The following is an 18,537-nucleotide window of genomic DNA, read 5'->3' on the forward strand; positions in this document are numbered from 1 at the left end:
CGTGGTGGGTGCCGACCGTTGGTCGGCACTGAACTGCAAACAGAAAACCCCGCTTCGGCGGGGTTTTTTGTTGTCCGTTTTCATTCAGAGCCGAGCATGGGCCCGGCTCTACACCTTTCCAGCCGGCTTCTTCGGCGGGTCATCGCACAGGGTGTGCTTGACCACCGTGCCACCCACTTTCCACTCCTTGGCCACTCGGCAACGCGGCTTGGCACCGCCGGCCTCCGCAGCCTTCGCCGCCGCCGCATCCGCCTCATCGGCGCCGGCCACCTGCTGCCGTTCCAGCCACGCCGATGAAGGCGTGGGCGGCGCCGATGGCGGCGGTTCGGCCAGTGCCGGGCCTGCCAGCAGGGCCAACCCGACCATCAGCAACGCCTTCATGCTGCCACCGCCCGGCCGCCCAGCAGCCGCGCCGGCAGCATGAACAGCGCGCGCAGGAACGCGAACAGCGCCGAGAACGTGATCCCGACCAGGCGGAACGGCAGGCTCAGCAGCCAGACGAACGGCCAGGCGATCAGCGCCAGCAGCCCCAACGGCCAGCACAGCACGAACAGCAGGCACCACACGCCCAGCGCGAACAGGGTCTTCATGACGGTCTCCTTGGGCGGCACCCTGCCGCCTGTGACCACCGTGCCGCCCCACCGCGCGCGCCGCAAACGGTTTGCGACGAAACCCGGCAGGGGGCGATGAAACCCGGGAAAGCCGCCGGGCATTGCCCGGCGCTTCCTGCTCAGCGGCTGCCGTTGCTCAGACGCAGGCCGACGCTGCTGGAACGATCACTGCCGCGGGCCTGTTCATGGCCCAGCAGCAGCGACAGGATCCAGCCGCGTGCGATCAACACGTCCACGCCAGCCGACAACGACAGCAGGTCATCGTTGTAACTGCGCATCGCCAAGCGGTAGTCCTGCGGACGCGCCCACTCGGCGTAGTTCAGCGTTGCCTCGCCCCGGTCCTGCAGGGCCTGCCGGTACTCGATGTTCCAGAACGGACGCAGGCGCGCCTCATCCGTCTGCACCGCGCTGCCTTCCAGACCGAACGCCAGCGCGCGGCTGTCGACCACGTGGCGGCCATAGGCCAGATCCAACTCGCCCAGGCCCTGCTCACGATAGGCATCAAGCGTGCTGCGGCTGCCATCCATGCGCGCGTAGCCACTCATGCGCATTCCGGACAGCACCTGCTCATAGCCCAGCGACAGCGAACCGAACCACTGCGAACCTTCGCGCCGGGCCGTCGCCATCGCGTTGGCATCGCGGCTCCAGCGCTGCAGGTCGAAGCGCAGATCGCCCGTGGCCAGCACCGCGTCGACGAACACGTGCGCGTTGCCACGCCACAGCCCGTACACCGCCAGCGAACGCTGATCGGCCTGCAGGCGCGTGCGCGCATCACCCTGCTCGCTGTCGTTGCGGCCGACGCTGCCGGCCACGCCCCACAGCGCGTTCTCGCCAAGGCGACGATCCACGCCCACGGTCAGGCCGTCGCTGCGCAGATCGTACCGCCCTGCCCCCGTCGGCCCGCCGCGACCGTAGGTGGCCGTTCCCGAAGCCCAGGTGCCCCACCCCGCCGGCAGCAGCGGGCCGTCGCGTGCCACGGCCTGGCCCAGCGGAAGCGACGCCGCATCCGGGCCCCGCGCACCGGTCGACACCGACAGCGTGTTGCTGTCAGCGTTGCCGCCCGCACGCACCTGACGCAGGCGATCGCGGATGTTGGCCTGCTGCGCGTTGGCGAAGCGCACGCTGGCATCGACCTGGGCCTGCAGCAGTCCGGTCACGCCCGGATCGCGGGTCGGGTCCGGGCGCACCGTCACCACCAGGGTCAGGTCGACACGGGCCGCGGCATAGCCGCCCGCAGCGGCCTGCTCGGCCGTGATCACGACACGGCCTTCCCCATGCACGTGCACGGTGCGCCCCTCGATGCTGGCCACTGCGGTGTCGCTGCTGTGGAAGCTGAAGGTGCCCGGGCTGGCACTGGTCGGCAGCGGCAGCTCGAAACTACCCTGTTCCAGCAGTCGCTGCAGGTCCGCACTCCACACGAGGGTGGGTACGGCCAGCGCGATCTCGACGACGTGTTGCAGCTGTGGGGCCGCTTCGTGGTTGGCGTCACCGTCCTGGTCCACGGTCAGCACGCAGCGGCCTGCCGCCAGCATGGCCACGCGGCTGCCGTTGACACTGCAGACGGCGGGGCTGCTGCTGCCAAAACGCAACGGCTGGCCCGAGGCGCCGCCCTGTGCGGAGACCTCGAAAGCACCGCCCTCGCTGTAGACCGGCGTTGCCGGGTTCACGGCAAAACCGGTGATCGCCTGCGCAGCTTGAGCAACCTGCAGCTGGTAGCGCGCAACGCCGGTGAATCCGTAGGTATCACTGACCTCCACATCGAAATCGAACACGCCGGCCCGCGTCGCAACGCCCTGCAGCTGGCCATCGCTCGACAGCAGCACGCCCGGCGGCAGCGCGCCGGACAGCAGACGGAACGCGTACGGCGCGGTGCCGCCGCGTGCCTGCAGGCGCAGGCTGACCGGGCCGGCCTGGGTGGCCGGCGGCAGCGGCGCCGCATCTTCTTCAATCTGCGGGGCCACCACATCCAGCACGAACGCCCGGCGCGCACGGAAGGGACCGCTGCCGGAGCTGCTGTCACTCACCTCGACCTCGATCTCGAATCGACCGGCCACCATCGGCGCACCCGCCAGGCGCCCACTGCGGTCAAGGCTGACACCCGTCGGCAGTTGGCCGGCGACGATCGCGTAGGCGTACGGGGCTGCACCTCCAGTGGCGGACAGCTGCGCGTCCAGCGGTGTGCCCGCCACGCCCTGCGGCAACACGGCCGACTGCAGCGTTACGGTCGGCGTGCCGACGATGATCGTGATCGTGGCCGGTGCCGAGGTGCGGAATGCATCGCTGACGGTATAGGTGATGCGGTCAGTGCCGGCATAGCCTGCGGCCGGGGTATAGCGCAGCGTCGTGCCCTGCACGTCCACCCGGCCATGCTGCGGGCCTGCGGTCACCTGGAGCTGGTCGGCTACGCCGTCCACCGCCAGTGGCAGCACCACGGCCGTCGCACCGTAAGCCACTGCGGCGCTGGAATCGGTCACCGACAGGTCCGGCACCGGCACCACGGCGGCCGAAGCCGCCGATGCGACGCCTGTGCCGAACGCACTGCGTGCGACCACCACGAAGCGATAGGCACTGCCATTGACCAGGCCGCGCACGGTGATCGGCGACGTCGTGCCCGTTGCGGTGATGCCGCCCGGCTGCGCGGTCACGGTGTAATCGACGATGGCGCCGCTGCCGGGCTGTGCCGCATCGAAATGCACCTGCACCTGTCCATCACCAGCCACGCCCCGCACGTTGGCGGGCGCCGAGGGCAGATCGGCGCCGACACGGATGCCGGTGGTCGCTCCCACGTTGGCCAGCACAGTGCGCGCATCGGTACCCTGCGCATTGCGCAGGCTGCCCGCAGCGGCCTGCAGCGACTCCACCGCGATGCCATTCTCATCGCGATCGTCGGCCTGCAGCGTGTACTGGAAGCGCAGCATGCTGCCCTGCGCGTTTGTTTCGTGTGCCGCCAGCAGCGCAACACGGCCCAGGCTGCCGATCCGCAGCAGCAGCTGCGGTGCGGCCCCCACCTGCAGGGCCTGGTCGAACTGCACGGCAAACGACAGCACCTGCCCGGCCAGGTACCGCCCCTCGGCGGGCACCTGCACGCCGGTCACCGACGGAGCGTCCTGCACGGTGAGGGCTTCGGACGGCACCGATCCCTGGCCGGCACCTGCCGCGTTGAAGGCGGTCACCACGAAGCGATGTGCGATACCGGCCGGCAGCCCGTCGATACGCAGCGGACTGCCGCTGCCGCGCACGCGCAGGCCACCCGGCAATGCCTGCAGCAGGTAGCTGTCGACGGCACTGCCGCCATCGAACGCCGGGGCCTGGAAGCTCACCTCCACGCTGCCGGCCACAAGCGCGACCGCCGTGATGCGGGGCGCGCCGGGCACCACCGCCTGCACCGCGAACGCGCGGCTGACACGTGGTGCGGGCTGGGTCGCGGCATCGCCCGGCTGGTCGGCGTCGATGCTGCAGGTGCCGATGGCCAGCAGTGTCACCCGGCCATCGGCGCTGATGCTGCAGACCTGCGGCGTGCTGCTGGCCAAGGCCACCGGCAGGCCGCTGCTCGCGCTGACAAGCACCTGCGGCGTGCTGCCGAAGGGCTGTGCATCCAGCGGCGCGAACTGGATCAGCTGCTGCGCCATGGGCACCACCTCGCCCGACGCGGTGGACGCCGCGCCCAATCCCGCCTGCGTGCGCGCGGTGACCGTGAAGCGGTACGCGGTGCCATTCTGCAGGCCATTGAACACGGCGGGCGAGGTGGTGGCCTGCTGCTGCAATCCACCTGGCTGGGCGGTCATCAGGTAATCCAGCACCGGGCTGCCGCCATCCTGCGCAGGCGCGGCGAACTGCAGCGTCGCTGCACCATCGCCTGCCACCACATCGGTGATGGACGGCGCACCGGCCGGCTGCGCCCCCACCAGGATGCCGCCCGTGGATCCCACACCCGCCAGCGTCAACACTGCATCGACGTCATCGATGTTGCGGAGGCTGCCACCTGCCAGCTGCAGACCGTCGATGCCGATGCCGTCCTCGTCGGACTGGCCTGGCAACACGGTGTAGCTGAAGAGCAGCTGGTTGCTGCCCGAACCGGAGCGGTACTGGGCCGCCACGTGCTGGCCGCCGATGGACAACTGCAGCTCCGGCACGCCCTGCACGACCACCGGCTGGTCCAGCTGCAGGTGGAACTCAAGGGTGGCACCGGCCAGGTAGCGACCGGCGGCCGGCACCTGCAGGCCGGTCAGGCGCGGCACCGTCGGCATCGTCACCGCGTCGGACTCGGCCGAAAACAGTCCTGGGCCCGTCGCCGTACGCGCGCGCACCGCGAAGGTGTAGGTCAGGCCGGGCTGCAGGCGGGTCACCCGCACCGGGCTGGATGCACCATTGACCACGGCACGCGTCGACCGCGTCACCACTTCATAGCTGAGAATCGGGCTGCCGCCATCGCTGCTGGGGACATCGAAGTACACGTCCACGCTGGTCGCACCCACGCGCTCGACGCGGCGCAGTGTCGGCGCCGACGCCTGCACTGCCAGCACAGTGACGCTCTGCTCCACCGGCTGTGCGGCGCGCGTACCGCCATTGCCGGGCTGCAGCGCGCGCACCGTACAGGTGCCCAGCGCGGACAGGCGCAGGCTGCTCGGCCCTTCCAGCGCACAGGTCAGCGGGGTCAGGCTTTCAAACACGACGACCAGGCCGCTGCTGGCCGTGGCGTTCAGCGCCAGAAGCGACCCGAGCGGCTGGTCACCAGGGGCGTCGAACTGGATCGTCTGCGCGCTCATCGGCGTAACCGGCGCACTCGCCTGCGACGCCGGGCTGGTGCGGCTGCCATTGTGCGCGATGACCTGGAACTGCACCGGCGTGCCATTGGCCAGGCCGGTCACCAGGATCGGCGACTGGGCACCCACGGCGATGAAGCCGGTGGATGCCATCACCGCGTACTGCAGGATGGGCATACCGCCGGTCTGCGCAGGTGCGGTGAAGCTCACCTCGGCCTGGCCATCGCCGGCCACGGCTACCACCGCGGTGGGCGCATCGGGCGCGATGGCCGCGATGTTGCCTGACAGCGGCTCGTGGGCGCTTGCGTTCGCTGCATCGGTGACCTGCACGGTGACGCCGAACGCGCCAGCGGACTGCGGCGTGCCATGCAGCCGACCGTCGGTTTCCAGCAGCAGCCCAGCAGGCAGCGTGCCGTCGCGGACGCTGAACGTGTACGGCAACGTGCCGCCGCTGGCGCTCAGGTTGAAATCCACCTCGCTACCGACGGTGAGCTGCTGCACGGCGGGCGGTGCCAGTTGCAGGGGCTGCGCAGCGGCGGTGATGCAGCGGATCTGGACCGGACTGATGTAGGTGCCCGTGGCGATCCGCATGTAAAGGCCGCTGGCCACGAGGAAGCTGCTGGGAACGGTTGCGCTGTGTGGCCCCGCAGAACCGGTATGGCTGCGGTAGTCGTAGGCCACCTGAGCGACATTCTGGCTGCGGAGATTGACCATTTCGGCAGAGGCCGGCGATCCGCCGATGCCTGCCCCATTGTCGGTGAAGCTGAGTTCCAGCGATTCGCCTGCCAGGAACATGCCGGGTGCGACCGTCCGGATAACGCTCGTCGTGGTGCCCAGCGCATTGATGGCGTCGCAGACCTGCGATGCTGCCTGCGCTACACCCGTACCTGCCAGCAGCTGCAACAGCAGCACACACATCCAGACGACGACGCGCCCCGCCCCACTCTTCCCTGCTACCGCCGACATCGATCCGTTCCCCTTGAATGAAGGGGGCGCACACGCCGGTCCATCGCCGCGCGTGCGGCAATGGCTCATGGTCGGTGTGGTTCCCCCTGGTACCGGTGCGGTAACGGCACGCAACGGGGGAACTTGAGCGCCTGTCGCAGGGCTCTCGCCACGGACCTGCCTGCTGCAAACTGGCGCTAGCCGACCGCCCGCGCAAGCACTTCACGCAACGCCGTGGCCACGCCCGCCACGGCACCCTGCGGCAGGACCGCCCGCTGGCGGGAACGCGAACGCGGTGGCTGCCACGCCAGGCAGATGCGACCGGAATCATCCCGCCAGCCCACCACCTTCCAGTCATCAAGCAGATCGCCACAACTGAGCAGATGGCGCTGCGCCCTGGTGTAAAGGGTCTCGGCAGCGGGGTCTTCCGCATCCTGTTCCGAGGCGGAGAACATATGCAGCAGCGCGGCATCGGCCTGGCTCAGTGACATCGTCCGAAGCGCGCTGGGCAGCGCCGGCAACCGCAGCAGCGCCTGCAGGAAGCTGCCCACGTAGCCGTCGAAATAGACGCCGCCGTCAAGTGCCCCCAGGGGCTGCCCTGCGCACCAGAAGCATGCCCGGCCATAGCCCCTGGCTGGGTTGTCGAGACTGAACTCCAGTGCGAACACCTCGGGATTGCCGAGCATGAGCATCAACGCATCTCCGCGCCTGCGCTGCACGGCATCACTCGAACGAACCGACCGAGTCGTGGGCCAGGTTGTCGAAGCGGGTGTATTCGCCGAAGAATTTCAGCTTGCACGAACCGGTGGGGCCACCACGGTGCTTGCCGATGATGATCTCGGCCAGGCCCTTGTCCGGCGAGTTTTCCTTGTTGTAGTAATCGTCGCGGTAGATGAACACGATCATGTCCGCGTCCTGCTCGATTGCGCCCGATTCGCGAAGATCGGCCATCACCGGGCGCTTGTCGGTACGCGTTTCCAGCGATCGGTTCAACTGCGAAAGCGCGATGACCGGTACGTTCAGCTCCTTGGCCAGGCCCTTCAGCGATCGCGAGATTTCCGAGATTTCGGTCGCGCGGTTTTCGCTGTTGCCCGGCACGCTCATCAGCTGCAGGTAGTCGATCACGATCAGGCCCAGGTCGTGCTCGCGCTTCAGGCGGCGGCACTTGGAACGCAGGATCTCCGGCGACACGCCCGGCGTATCGTCGATGAAGATCTTGGTTTCCTTCAGCATCTTGATCGCGCTGGTGACCCGGCTCCAGTCCTCGTCTTCCAGCTGGCCGGTACGCAGTCGCTGGGCGTTGATGCGGCCGTTGGAGGAAATCAGGCGCATCGCCAGCTGCGAGGCCGACATTTCCATCGAAAACACCGCCACGCCCTTCTTCGACTTGATCGCCGCATACTCGGCGATGTTCAGCGCGAAGGTGGTCTTGCCCATCGCCGGGCGCGCCGCGAGGATGATCAGGTCGGTCGGCTGCAGGCCGGCGGTCATCGCATCGAAATCGGTGTAACCGGTCGGCAGGCCGGTGATGTTGCCGCCGTTCTCGAAGCGGTTGCGCAGTTCTTCAAAGGCGTCCTTCAGCGCGCCGGGCATGGCCACGAAGTCGGTGCGGCCGCGCGCACCCTGCTCGGCGATCGCGAACACGCTCTTCTCGGCCGACGCCAGCAGTTCACTGCTGTCGCGACCTTCGGGCTGGAAACCGTCATTGACGATGTCGGTACCGACTTGGATCAGCTGCCGCAGCACCGCCTTGTCACGCACGATCTCGGCGTAGGCGACGATATTGGCCGCCGAGGGCGTGGTGCTGGCCAGCTCGATCAGGTAGGCGCCATCGCCGACCAGTTCCATCTTGCCCTGCGATTCAAACCATTCGCCCAGGGTGACCGCGTCGAACGGACGCTCGCGCTCGGACAGCTCGCGGATCGCCCGGTAGATCATCTGGTGATCGCGGCGGTAGAAATCGGTCTCGGTCAGCTGGTCGTTGACCCGGTCGTAGGCTTCCGGGGCCAGCATCAGGCCACCCAGCACCGCCTGCTCGGCTTCCACCGAATGCGGCGGCACGCGCAGTTGATCGATGCGCGACTCGTCGCGTTCGCGGTCGAAGCCATCACCGCGCTCTTTGCGGTTGGAACGGAAGCCGGGACGGGCGGACATGCTGCGGTGTTTCCTGCGAAAGTAGGCCAGACGAGTGTAGGCATGCGCCGACCCCGGCGGCCATGGACAAGCCTGTGGATAAGCTGTGGCCGAACGGGGGATATCCGCCGCTGTGCGACGTACCTGTCCGGCCTATGGAGACCCATTATCGCATGGGGTCAGAGCCCGCCGCAGAATGGGGTCGGATCCCTCTGCGCAGCAGAGGGCTCCGACCCCAAAGGCAGCGTCAATCGCCCTTGGCGTGCACCGCAATCAGCTTCAGGAAGCGGTCCACATAGCCCTGAAGGAATTTCTGCGTGCCCTCGTTATGGATCGTGCCATCGGCGCCGATCAGTTCATCCTTGAAATGGATGAACGCCTCCGGCTGCCCCAGTACGTGCATGTCCAGGAAGGCCAGGCTGTTGCGAAGGTGCTGCTGGGCCACCGCCGTGCCGATCTGGCCGATGGAGGCGCCGATCACCGCCGCCGGCTTGCCGCCGAACGCGCTGTCACCATACGGCCGCGAGCCGATATCGATGGCGTTCTTCAGCACGCCGGGCACGGAACGGTTGTACTCAGGGGTGACGAACAGCACCGCATCGGCGGCACGGACCTCGTCCTTCAGGCGCGTGCCCTGCGCCGGATAGCTGCCATCGAAATCCTGGTTGTACAGCGGCAGATCGTCGATGCGCACGTACTGGAAACGCGCGCGATCGCCGGCCAGCTTTTCCAGTGCAAGGGCCAGCCTGCGGTTGCAGGATTCCTTGCGCAGGCTGCCAACGAACACGGCAATGGTGGGAACAGGCATGGTGGGGCACTCCTGGCGGGAAAAGGCCAGCCTAGCGGCCAGCCCGGTGTGCCCCGGTGAAGATCAACCGCGCGCCACGCCCGCCCGCACCTGCCGCCAATGGTCCTGCCAGGCCTGGAACATCAGCACGTTCCACAGGTGGGTGTGCCACTTGCGCTGCCCCCCCAGGAACTGCTGCCACAGCGGCTGCACCGCCGCCGCCGACAACACGCCTTCGCGTTCCAGCCGTGCCGGCTGCAGCAGGTCATCGGCCCACGGCCGCAGGTCGCCCTTCAGCCACTCACTCACCGGCGCGCCGAAGCCGCGCTTGGGCCGGTGCACCATCGACTGCGGCACATAGCGGCCCAGCACGCGCTTGAGCAGCACCTTGCTGGTGTCCTCGCTGCGCTTGAAGGCCAGCGGCAGCGACCAGGCGAATTCGGCCACACGCCAGTCCAGCAGCGGTGCCCGCGCTTCCAGGCTGACCGCCATCGAGGTCCGGTCCACCTTGCACAACAGGTCGTCGGGCAGGTAGCTGACAAAATCGGCCAGCATCATCGCGTCGGCCGGCGTACCGGCGCCGTGCAGCGGGTCGGCCAGATCGTAGAAGCTGCCGGCCTCGCGCGCGCCGATCACCGCCGACGCCGGGTCACGCCAGCGCGAGATGCGGTTGCGGTAGACATCGCCGATGCCGCGCGCGCCGGTCTCGGCCAGCAGCGCGGCCAGGCCGCCCGTGCGCGAGGATTCGCCCTGCTGGTGTGCACGCGCGCCCATCCAGCGCCGCAGCGGCGCCGGCACGCGGCCCAGCATCTGCCAGTTGCGCAGCGCGCGCACATAGCGGGTGTAGCCGAAGAACAGTTCATCACCACCGTCACCGGACAGGGCCACGGTCACGCCCTGCCGCGCCAGCCGCGCTACCAGGGCGGTCGGCACCTGCGAGGCATCGGCGAAGGGCTCGTCGAACATCGCCGGCAGCTGCGGCACCACCGCCAGCGCATCGGCGCCACTCACGTACAGCTCGGTGTGGTCACAACCCAGGTGGCCGGCCAGCTCTTTCGCCAGCGGCGCCTCGTCATGGTGCGAGCCGCTGAAGCCGATGCTGAAACTGTGCACCGGCTGCGTGCTCTGCGCCTGCATCAGCGCGGCTACCAGCGACGAATCGGTGCCACCGGACAGGAACACGCCCACCGGCACGTCGGCCACCATGCGCAGCGCCACGGCATCGCGCAGCAGGCCGTCCAGCTGTTCCTCGGCCTCCTCGATGCGGCCCTGGAACGGTGCGGCCAGCGCCGCCTGCATGCGCGCGCGCGCATCCCAGTACGGGCGCTGGGCCTGCTCGGGGCGGTGCGCGGCGGCACCGGCGGCCACCATCGCCGCATCCAGGCGCAGCACGCGGCCCGGCATCAGCTTGTAGCAGCGCTGGTGGATGCTGTGCGGGGCCGGGATGTAATCCAGGCGCAGCAGCAGGGTCAGTGCATCGCGATCAATGTCGTTGTCGAAGTCCGGGTGCTGCCACAGCGCCTTCAGCTCGGAACCGAACACCAGCGTGTCGCCGGCCCAGCCGTAGTACAGCGGCTTCTTGCCCACCCGGTCGCGGGCCAGCCACAGGCACTGCTCCTGGCGGTCCCACAACGCTATGGCGAACATGCCGTTGGCACGCTGCAGGGTGTCCTCGACGCCCCACTGCAGGATCGCCGCCAGCAGCACCTCGGTATCGGAATGGCCACGGAACGTATGCCCCAGCGGTTCAAGCTCGGCACGCAGCGCGGCGAAGTTGTAGACCTCGCCGTTGTAGGCCATCACGTAACGGCCGTCGGCCGAGGCCATCGGCTGGTGGCCCAGCGGCGAAAGGTCGAGGATGCTCAGGCGGCGGTGCGCCAGAGCGATGCCAGCGGCGGCGTCGACCCAGCTGCCGCCGTCATCCGGCCCGCGGTGGTGCAGCGCCTGCCCCATGGCCAGCACCTGCGCCTGCAGCGCCTCGGCCGGCGACTGCGCCGCCGGCAACAACATTCCCGCCAATCCACACATGCATCAGGGTTCCTGCGCCAGATCGAGGGCGGCGCCAATCACTGCATTGTCGCTTGGAAGACCGAACATTGCTGCCCCCGCCAACGGCGTATAGGTATCGGCGCCGCAGACCCGCCGCAGCGGCAGGTGGCCCTGCCCGGCCTCGACCAGGGCGGTGACCACGCCCTCGCCCACCCCGCCGCTGTGCCGCCCCTCGTCCAGCACCAGCACCCGCCGCGCGCTGGCGGCCTGGGCAGCAATGAAGGCCGCGTCCAGCGGCACCAGCCAGCGCAGGTCGACCACCCGCACCTGCCAGCCCGTCCGGGCCTCGATGGCAGGCAGCGCGCGCAATGCCATCGGTACGCCGTTGCCGTAGGTGAAGATCACCAGGTCGTCGGCATCCGGTGCGTAGACCCGGCCCTCGCCCAGCACCAGCGCCTGCCCCGGCGGCGGGTACTCGAACAGCCACTGGCCATCACCGGCCGCGTGCAGGTCCTTGCTCATGTACAGCGCAATGGGCTCCAGGAACACGGCCACCCGGCCATCCACCCGGGCCAGCGCCGAGAGGGTGCGCAGCATCATCACCGCGTCATCGCCCCGCGACGGGCACCCCACCACCAGGCCGGGGATGTCGCGCAGCGCAGTGATCGAGTTGTCGTTGTGGAAATGGCCGCCAAAGCCCTTCTGGTAGCCCAGGCCCGCCACCCGCACCAGCATCGGGTTGCGGAACTGGTCGTTGGAGAAGAACTGCAGCGAACAGGCCTCGCCGCGCAGCTGGTCGATGGCGTTGTGCAGGTAGGCCAGGTACTGGATTTCCGGAATCGGCAGCAGGCCGACATTGGCCAGGCCCTGCGCCATGCCCAGGATCATCGTCTCGTCCAGCAGCGTGTTGAACACCCGGCGCGGGCCGAAGCGGCGCATCAGGTCCTTGCTGACCGTGTAGACCCCGCCCTTCTGCGCCACGTCCTCGCCGAACAGCAGCGCCTGCGGGTACTTGCACAGCAGTTCCTGCAGCGCATGGTTGATCTGCACCGCCAGGTGCCGTGGTGGCTGCCGTTCCGGCAGCGACTCGGCGCCGCCGTACAGCGCCTCGCGCGCTTCCGCCGGTACCGCGCGCCTGGCTTCGGCCATCACCGCCGCCGGCGTATACGGCGCCAGCGGCGCGACCACTTCATCCAGCGACTGCAGCTTGGGCCGCCCTTCGGCCTCCGAGGCGGCCGACAGGCAGCGCGCGCGCAGACTCTCGTAGGCGGCTTCGATGCCGGCGGCATCCATCCAGCCCGATTCCAGCGCGATCTGCGCCGAACGCAGCAGCGGATCCTGTGCCTCGGCCGCGCACAGATCGGCCAGCGCACGCCATTCCACTTCAAAATCGGTACCGGCGTGGCCCATCAGGCGGGTGGTGCGCAGGTGCAGGAAAGTCGGCCGACGGGTACGACGGCAATGCTCGACGGCGGCCTGCACCTGGGCGTGGCCCGCCGCCAGGTCCAGGCCGTCGGCGTAGTAGTAGTCCAGGCCCGGCTGGCGGCTGAAGCGTTCGGCAATCCAGCCGTCCGGGGTCCGCACCGAGATGCCCAGTCCGTTGTCTTCGCAGACGAACAGGATCGGCGCTGGCAGCTTCTGGTAAGCCGACCACATCGCCGTGTTGAACGCCGTCTGCGCGGTGGCATGGTTGGCCGACGCATCGCCGAAGGAACACAGCACGATGCTGTCGGCAGGGATCGGCAGCGGCTGGCCCAGGCGCTTGCCGCTTTCAATGGCCAGCGCGGTGCCCAGCGCCTTGGGCAGGTGCGAGGCAATGGTCGAGGTCTGCGGCAGCACCCACAACGGACGGCTGCCCCACACCTTGTGGCGGCCACCACTGGCGGGATCATCGGCACTGGCGGCGAAGGACAGCGCGGCGTCCCGCAACGGATCCAGCCCCGGCACCTGCCGCGCACGCTCGGCCATGAAGGCTCCGGAGCGGTAGTGCAGGAACGCGGGATCGGTATGCCGGCAGGCCCGTGCCAGCAGCGCGTTGCCTTCGTGGCCGGAGGACCCGATGGTGTAGAAGACCTTGTTCTGCAGGCGCAGCACGCGCGCCATCAGATCCAGCTGGCGGCTGGCCATCTGCGAATCGAACAGCTCGGCGAACGCCGCTGCGCTCAGCGTACTGCCCGGCAGGATCGGCGCTTCGGGTGCGGGCTTCGCACGCGGCAGACCGCGCCAGCCGCGCACGGCCTCGAGGAAATTGACGTCGCATACCTCGGCGCGGTTGAGCGCGCGCATGCGTGCAGGAATCGGATCGGGAACCACAGCAAACATCGAACACCCTCCGTGTCGTTGTTGCATTCCGCCGGGCGCGGCCCTGCTTCCGTAGCGTCGAGCCTGCTCGACGCTACCCCCGTCCCTCCAGGCGTGCGCGCACTTCCGCCGTGACCGCCGGCATCGCCACGAACCTTGGCTGCTCGCGTACCCGCTGCAACCAGGCACGCACTTCCGCGAACGGCTGCAGCGAAATGCCACCGTCGGCGGCGACGTCGGTATAGGCGAACAGCGCGATATCGGCGATGCCGTACTCGCTGCCGGTAAACCATTGCGCCTGCCGCAGATGCTGCTCCATCACCGCCAGCGCCGTGGCCGCGCGCTCGTGCAGGCGCGGCAGTTCGGCGCGACGCGGGGAATCCAGGCCGGTCCAGCCACGGATGAAGCGCGCCACGGCCACGCAGGGCTCATGGCTGTACTGCTCGAAGAACATCCAGCTCAACGCCTGCGCCCGTTCCCAGCCATCGCTGGGCAGGTAGGGCGTGCCTTCGGCCAGCCAGAACAGGATCGCGTTCGATTCGGTCAGCACGCGGCCGTCGTCGCGCACGATCAGCGGCACCTTCGCGTTGGGGTTGAGCGCCAGGAATTCGGGGGTATGGGTCTGCCCATGCGCACTGTCCACTTCCACCCAGCGGTAGCGGCTGCCGAGCTGCTCCAGCAGCAGCCGCACCTTGTAACAGTTGCCGGAGACCGACATGCCATGCACCGTCAACGGTACGCGTTCATCCACCATCAGCTGCTCCAGGGCTCCCCGGCCGACGGCCGGCTGCGTGCAGTCTGGCAAGCGCATCGGCCGATGCCAAGCGCGGGTGCAGCATCAACGGCCGCGCTGCTGCCAGTCCGCGCGCGACTGGCCCCAGATCTCCAGCGGCTTGCCCTCGTAAGGAGGCGGCAGCTCACCCATGCGCAACAGTCGGCTGCCCAGCTTGCGCGCCACCGCCTTGGATTTCTCGTTGTCCTCGGCAATGGTATGGATCACCTCGTCCCAGCCCTGCGTGGCAAATGCCCAATCGATGGCAGCCACCGCCGCTTCCGGGGCATAGCCGCGGCCCCAGCTTGCACGGCGGATGCTCCAGCCCACTTCGGGGCCGGGCCATCCCAACGGTTGCCACGGGCCCATGCGGCCGACCCATTCGCCACTGGCTTTCTCGATGACGCTGAACATGGAACAGCCGAACAGCTGCCAGGCCCCAGCCAGGCTGCAGAAACTCCGCCAGGCCACCGAAGGCAGCTGCACCCCGCCCAGGCTGCGCATCACCTCTTCATCGGCGCAGAAGGCCAGGTAGGGTTCCAGGTCCTGGGCCTGCGGCGGACGCAGGATCAATCGATCGGTTTCGATGCGCAGGTCGAAGATGCTCATGCAGGCTCCCGCCAGATACGTGACGGGTCATCATCGTCGATCGGCGCACGGAATCCATGCCCGCAAACGACACAGGCCGGCAAACGCCGGCCTGTGCAATACGTCCCGCAGGTAAAGCGTTACTGGCGGTTGGCCGCTGCATCACCCGCGGCTGCGGTCTGCGTGACCAGCTGGCCATCCACCACCGGCAGGCGGTCACTGGTCGGCTTGCTGTCCATCCGCACGGTCTTTTCCGCGCCGTCATAACGGTACGTCACGTTGTAACCCTTGACCACATCGTTGGTGCCCATCGCGATGCGCGTACCCGGCTTGCTCGCCATGCGCATGGTGCCGGTGGTGCCGTCTTCGTTGCGGTAGGTCACGTTGTAACCGGTGACGCGGCTCGACTCGGAGGTCGCGGTTTCCGTGTGGCACTGGCGTTCGGTGCGGTTGACCACACGGCCACCCACGTGACGCTTGTCCACCTGGTTGCCGATGAAGCCACCGGCCACGGCGCCTGCGGCAGTGGCAGCCTTCTTGCCGTTGCCGCCACCGACCTGGTTGCCCAGCAGGCCACCGACCACGGCGCCGACGACGGTGCCGCCCACGTTGCCATCGCGCTCAGGCAGGCGTTCCTGCACCACCACGTCCTGGCAGACCTCATGCGGCGTCTGCGTGGTGGAGGTCTCGCGCACCGGCTCGGTACCGATGACCGTGGCATAGGCCTTCTGCTTTTCGGTGAGCGGATCGACCTTCAGCACATCGGCATATTCCAGGCCACGCGGCGCCGTGGCATCGACCGCATCGCCGCGCGCGCCATCGTCGGCAGCGCTGCCGTCGACCAGGCGCGATTCCGCGGGGTTGGCGGCACCCAGTGCCGGGGCCTTGTCACCACTCTTCATGAAGGCGGCGGTTGCAATGCCACCCACCAGCAGCGCGCCCGCTGCGACCAGGACAGTTGTAGTTGTGCTTTTCATGACCTGCTCCTTGCGGACCGTCCGCAACGTTCTCGATGCAGATTGCAGCATGCGCTGCCTGAACGGAATCTCCACATTTCCTGCTCATGGCCGTAACCCATTCAGCATCGGGAAATGCACGGCCCGTGGTAGCGTTTGCACCTCGCCCACGTGGAGCGCCGCCATGGCCAACCCGATGCTGCTGCCGGTCCTGCAATGGGCACGCCGGCTGCGCTACCCCACCCTGTTCAAGCTGACTGCCGGTCTGTTCGCGTTGACCCTGTTCATTCCCGATCCGATTCCCTTCGTGGACGAACTGGTGCTGGGCCTGGGCACCCTGCTGCTGGCCAACTGGAAGCAGCGCAGCGCGGCGCCGCCACCGCTGGAACAGCGTTGAACATGCTGGTCGACACCCATTGCCACCTGGATGCCAGCGAGTTCGACCCCGACCGCAGCACGGTGATCGAACGCGCCCGTGCCGCGGGCGTGCAGGCCCAGGTGGTGCCGGCCGTAACCGCCGCCAGCTGGCCGAAACTGCGCAAGGTCTGCCAGCAGGCCTCGGGACTCTACCCAGCCTACGGCCTGCACCCGATGTTCCTGGCTGAGCACCGCCCCGAGCACCTGCAGCAGCTGCGCGCGTGGATCGAGCGCGAACGCCCCTGCGCGATCGGCGAATGCGGGCTGGATTTCTTCGTTGAGGACCTGGATGCCGACGCCCAGCAGGACTACTTCATCGGCCAGCTGAAGCTGGCGCGCGACTTCGAGCTGCCGGTGATCGTGCACGCGCGCCGGGCCGTGGATGCGGTGATTGCTGCGATCCGCCGCGTCGGTGGCCTGCGCGGCGTGGTGCACAGTTTTTCCGGCAGCCCGGAACAGGCGGCGCAGCTGGACAAGCTCGGCTTCCTGCTTGGGCTCGGTGGGCCGCTGACCTACGAGCGCGCGCAGCGCCTGCAGCGCCTGATACGCGAGATGCCGCTGCATCAGCTGCTGCTGGAAACCGATGCCCCGGACCAGCCCGACGCAGGCATCCGTGGCCAGCGCAATGAACCGGCGCGGCTCTCGGTGATCGCCCGCCATGTGGCTGCACTGCGCGGCACCGACGTGGCGGCGGTTGCACAGGCCACCAGCGAAAACGCCCGCCGACTGTTCGGCCTGCCAACCCCCTGACGGGTAATGCGGCCGCCAACCGGCAACCCAGAAATGCCAGACGGTAATGCCGGCCGCTGGCCGGCAACCCAGAAATACCCAACCGTAACGCCGGCCGCCGACCCGCAACCCAGAAATCCCAACGGTAGTGCCGGCCGCTGGCCGGCAACCCAGCAACGCCCGAATCAGGCCGGATCCCGGCCAGCAGCCGGCACACCCCTCTTCTTCGGCTCCAGCAGCATCTCCAGCGCCTTGCCCACCGCAGCGAACGCGAACGCGCCGGTGATATGGGTCGCCGCGCCCAGGCCGGCGCCGCAATCCAGCTTCAGCGCCGCATCGGCCCCCAGGTTCGGCCGCAGGCCACAGACGCTGCCATCGGCCTGCGGATACTTCACGTTCTCCAGCGAGTACACCGCCGGTACGCCGAAGTAACGCTTGGCGTTCTTGGGGAAATTGAACTCGCTGCGCAGCTTCTTGCGGATCAGCGCCAGCATCGCGTCGTGCTCGGTGCGCGAGACATCGCGGATGCGCACCAGGGTCGGATCGGTGCGCCCACCGGCAGCCCCCACCGTCAGCAGCGGCAGCTTGCGGCGGCGGCACCAGGCGATGGTTTCCACCTTCACCCGGAAGCTGTCGCACGCGTCGATCACCAGGTCGAACCCCCGATCCAGCAGCTCGGCCATGTTGCCGGTGGTGAGGAAGGCCTGCACGGCCTCGACGTCGATCTGCGGATTGATCGCGCGGCAGCGCTCGGCCATCGCTTCGGACTTGTTGCGGCCGTAGTTGCCCTCCATTGCCGGCAGCTGCCGGTTGGTGTTGGACACGCAGATGTCATCGGCATCGATCAGGGTCAGGTGGCCCACGGCCGAACGGGCCAGCGCTTCCACCACCCACGAGCCGACGCCGCCCATGCCCACCACTGCCACGCGGCTGCCCTGCAGGCGCTCGATCGCGCCGACGCCATACAGCCGTTCGATGCCGGCAAAGCGTTGTTTGACCTGTTCGTTCATCGGGCTATTTTAGCGTGCAGGCAACGGCGGCCACAGCAGGTCGCCATCAAACCCACCGTTGCACGGCCGGAGATTCCGCATGGAGGAGCACGCATGAACGCCAGCCCGTCCCGTCGCCCGTCTGCCACCCAGCGCTACCTGTTCGTGCTCGCCCTGGGCCTGCTGATCGGCCTGGTGGCCACCGTGATGGTGGGCCGTGCACTGCAGGCGGGGCGCGATCCCTTCCCGCACAGCCTGATGCACGTGATGCAGCGGCAGGCCGAGCTGCTGCAGCAGGCCCAGCAGCAGAACCGTTGCAGCCTGGCTGACAGCGTGCCGCGCCTGCAGTCGCTGCGCCTGCTCTCCAACGACCTGGACCTGGCCTTTCCCGGGCTGAAGGAGGATGCGCGCTTCCAGCAGCACGCCAGCCAGTACCGGGCCAGCCTCAATGCCGCGCTCGCTGCACCGCCCAGCGACTGCGCGGCGCTGGCCAGAGTTGTGCAGAACGTGCAGGACGATTGTCGGGCCTGCCATCAGGATTTCCGCTGATTCATCCT

15 protein-coding genes are annotated in these 18,537 nt (G+C 68.4%); 3 read left to right on the top strand and 12 right to left on the bottom strand.

Annotated features, from left to right (window positions below; genetic code table 11):
* Positions 1-108 precede the first annotated feature (108 nt).
* The 11 genes from C1924_RS12490 to C1924_RS12540 form a co-directional block, all read right to left on the bottom strand.
* A complete protein-coding gene (locus C1924_RS12490; RefSeq protein ID WP_108765592.1) occupies positions 109-381 on the bottom strand; it encodes a hypothetical protein in 273 nt (90 codons plus the stop codon).
* The gene (locus tag C1924_RS12495; protein WP_108765593.1) at positions 378-590 is read right to left on the bottom strand and encodes a hypothetical protein; all 213 of its coding nucleotides are present in this window, start codon (positions 588-590) and stop codon (positions 378-380) included. The genes C1924_RS12490 and C1924_RS12495 overlap by 4 nt, the downstream gene beginning before the upstream one ends.
* 140 nt (positions 591-730) lie before the next feature.
* Entirely contained in the window at positions 731-6,286 is a 5,556-nt protein-coding gene (locus C1924_RS12500) for an autotransporter domain-containing protein (RefSeq protein WP_159094800.1), read from the bottom strand.
* 230 nt (positions 6,287-6,516) lie between these two features.
* A complete protein-coding gene (locus tag C1924_RS12505; protein ID WP_108765595.1) occupies positions 6,517-7,011 on the bottom strand; it encodes a hypothetical protein in 495 nt (164 codons plus the stop codon).
* 31 nt (positions 7,012-7,042) lie between these two features.
* Complete coding sequence (locus C1924_RS12510; protein WP_108765596.1) at positions 7,043-8,473, bottom strand: replicative DNA helicase; 1,431 nt, start codon at positions 8,471-8,473, stop codon at positions 7,043-7,045.
* A gap of 226 nt (positions 8,474-8,699) precedes the next feature.
* A complete protein-coding gene (locus C1924_RS12515) occupies positions 8,700-9,260 on the bottom strand; it encodes an NAD(P)H-dependent oxidoreductase (RefSeq protein ID WP_108765597.1) in 561 nt (186 codons plus the stop codon).
* A 63-nt stretch (positions 9,261-9,323) separates the two neighbouring features.
* A complete protein-coding gene (gene asnB, locus C1924_RS12520; RefSeq protein ID WP_108765598.1) occupies positions 9,324-11,267 on the bottom strand; it encodes an asparagine synthase (glutamine-hydrolyzing) in 1,944 nt (647 codons plus the stop codon).
* A gap of 3 nt (positions 11,268-11,270) precedes the next feature.
* Positions 11,271-13,550 carry a transketolase C-terminal domain-containing protein gene (locus C1924_RS12525; protein WP_108765599.1) on the bottom strand — a complete coding sequence of 760 codons (2,280 nt, stop codon included), beginning with the start codon at positions 13,548-13,550 and terminating at the stop codon, positions 11,271-11,273.
* A gap of 73 nt (positions 13,551-13,623) precedes the next feature.
* Positions 13,624-14,283, bottom strand: coding sequence for a glutathione S-transferase family protein (locus C1924_RS12530; protein WP_108765600.1), 660 nt, complete (start codon positions 14,281-14,283; stop codon positions 13,624-13,626).
* Between the two features lie 84 nt (positions 14,284-14,367).
* Positions 14,368-14,910, bottom strand: a complete 543-nt coding sequence (locus tag C1924_RS12535; protein WP_108765601.1) for a GNAT family N-acetyltransferase — start codon at positions 14,908-14,910, stop codon at positions 14,368-14,370.
* 119 nt (positions 14,911-15,029) lie between these two features.
* Positions 15,030-15,866 (bottom strand): glycine zipper 2TM domain-containing protein, encoded by an 837-nt coding sequence (locus tag C1924_RS12540; protein WP_108765602.1) that lies wholly within the window; start codon positions 15,864-15,866, stop codon positions 15,030-15,032.
* Between the two features lie 163 nt (positions 15,867-16,029).
* Between C1924_RS12540 and C1924_RS12545 the strand changes: the two genes are divergently transcribed.
* Positions 16,030-16,242, top strand: a complete 213-nt coding sequence (locus C1924_RS12545; RefSeq protein ID WP_108765603.1) for a DUF6116 family protein — start codon at positions 16,030-16,032, stop codon at positions 16,240-16,242.
* Positions 16,239-17,012: a TatD family hydrolase gene (locus tag C1924_RS12550; RefSeq protein WP_108765604.1), complete on the top strand. Its 774-nt coding sequence runs from the start codon at positions 16,239-16,241 to the stop codon at positions 17,010-17,012. Before C1924_RS12545 ends, C1924_RS12550 begins: the two co-directional genes overlap by 4 nt.
* A gap of 164 nt (positions 17,013-17,176) precedes the next feature.
* Here C1924_RS12550 and C1924_RS12555 read toward each other — a convergent pair whose 3' ends face one another.
* Positions 17,177-18,001, bottom strand: coding sequence for a tRNA threonylcarbamoyladenosine dehydratase (locus C1924_RS12555; RefSeq protein ID WP_108765605.1), 825 nt, complete (start codon positions 17,999-18,001; stop codon positions 17,177-17,179).
* Between the two features lie 93 nt (positions 18,002-18,094).
* Here C1924_RS12555 and C1924_RS12560 point away from each other — a divergent pair, with 93 nt between their 5' ends.
* A complete protein-coding gene (locus tag C1924_RS12560; protein ID WP_108765606.1) occupies positions 18,095-18,529 on the top strand; it encodes a cytochrome c in 435 nt (144 codons plus the stop codon).
* The last annotated feature ends 8 nt before the right edge of the window (positions 18,530-18,537 follow it).

The organism is Stenotrophomonas sp. ESTM1D_MKCIP4_1, assembly GCF_003086895.1.
Classification (GTDB): Bacteria; Pseudomonadota; Gammaproteobacteria; order Xanthomonadales; family Xanthomonadaceae; genus Stenotrophomonas.

What these genes read in the sequence shown, in the direction of transcription:
- C1924_RS12525 (WP_108765599.1), bottom strand. Translation starts at nt 13,550, where the DNA reads ATGTTTGCTGTGGTTCCCGATCCGATTCCTGCACGCATGCGCGCGCTC.
- asnB (WP_108765598.1), bottom strand. Translation starts at nt 11,267, where the DNA reads ATGTGTGGATTGGCGGGAATGTTGTTGCCGGCGGCGCAGTCGCCGGCC.
- C1924_RS12510 (WP_108765596.1), bottom strand. Translation starts at nt 8,473, where the DNA reads ATGTCCGCCCGTCCCGGCTTCCGTTCCAACCGCAAAGAGCGCGGTGAT.
- C1924_RS12495 (WP_108765593.1), bottom strand. Translation starts at nt 590, where the DNA reads ATGAAGACCCTGTTCGCGCTGGGCGTGTGGTGCCTGCTGTTCGTGCTG.
- C1924_RS12540 (WP_108765602.1), bottom strand. Translation starts at nt 15,866, where the DNA reads ATGAAAAGCACAACTACAACTGTCCTGGTCGCAGCGGGCGCGCTGCTG.
- C1924_RS12545 (WP_108765603.1), top strand. Translation starts at nt 16,030, where the DNA reads ATGGCCAACCCGATGCTGCTGCCGGTCCTGCAATGGGCACGCCGGCTG.
- C1924_RS12530 (WP_108765600.1), bottom strand. Translation starts at nt 14,283, where the DNA reads ATGGTGGATGAACGCGTACCGTTGACGGTGCATGGCATGTCGGTCTCC.
- C1924_RS12535 (WP_108765601.1), bottom strand. Translation starts at nt 14,910, where the DNA reads ATGAGCATCTTCGACCTGCGCATCGAAACCGATCGATTGATCCTGCGT.
- C1924_RS12555 (WP_108765605.1), bottom strand. Translation starts at nt 18,001, where the DNA reads ATGAACGAACAGGTCAAACAACGCTTTGCCGGCATCGAACGGCTGTAT.
- C1924_RS12490 (WP_108765592.1), bottom strand. Translation starts at nt 381, where the DNA reads ATGAAGGCGTTGCTGATGGTCGGGTTGGCCCTGCTGGCAGGCCCGGCA.
- C1924_RS12505 (WP_108765595.1), bottom strand. Translation starts at nt 7,011, where the DNA reads ATGCTCATGCTCGGCAATCCCGAGGTGTTCGCACTGGAGTTCAGTCTC.
- C1924_RS12560 (WP_108765606.1), top strand. Translation starts at nt 18,095, where the DNA reads ATGAACGCCAGCCCGTCCCGTCGCCCGTCTGCCACCCAGCGCTACCTG.
- C1924_RS12515 (WP_108765597.1), bottom strand. Translation starts at nt 9,260, where the DNA reads ATGCCTGTTCCCACCATTGCCGTGTTCGTTGGCAGCCTGCGCAAGGAA.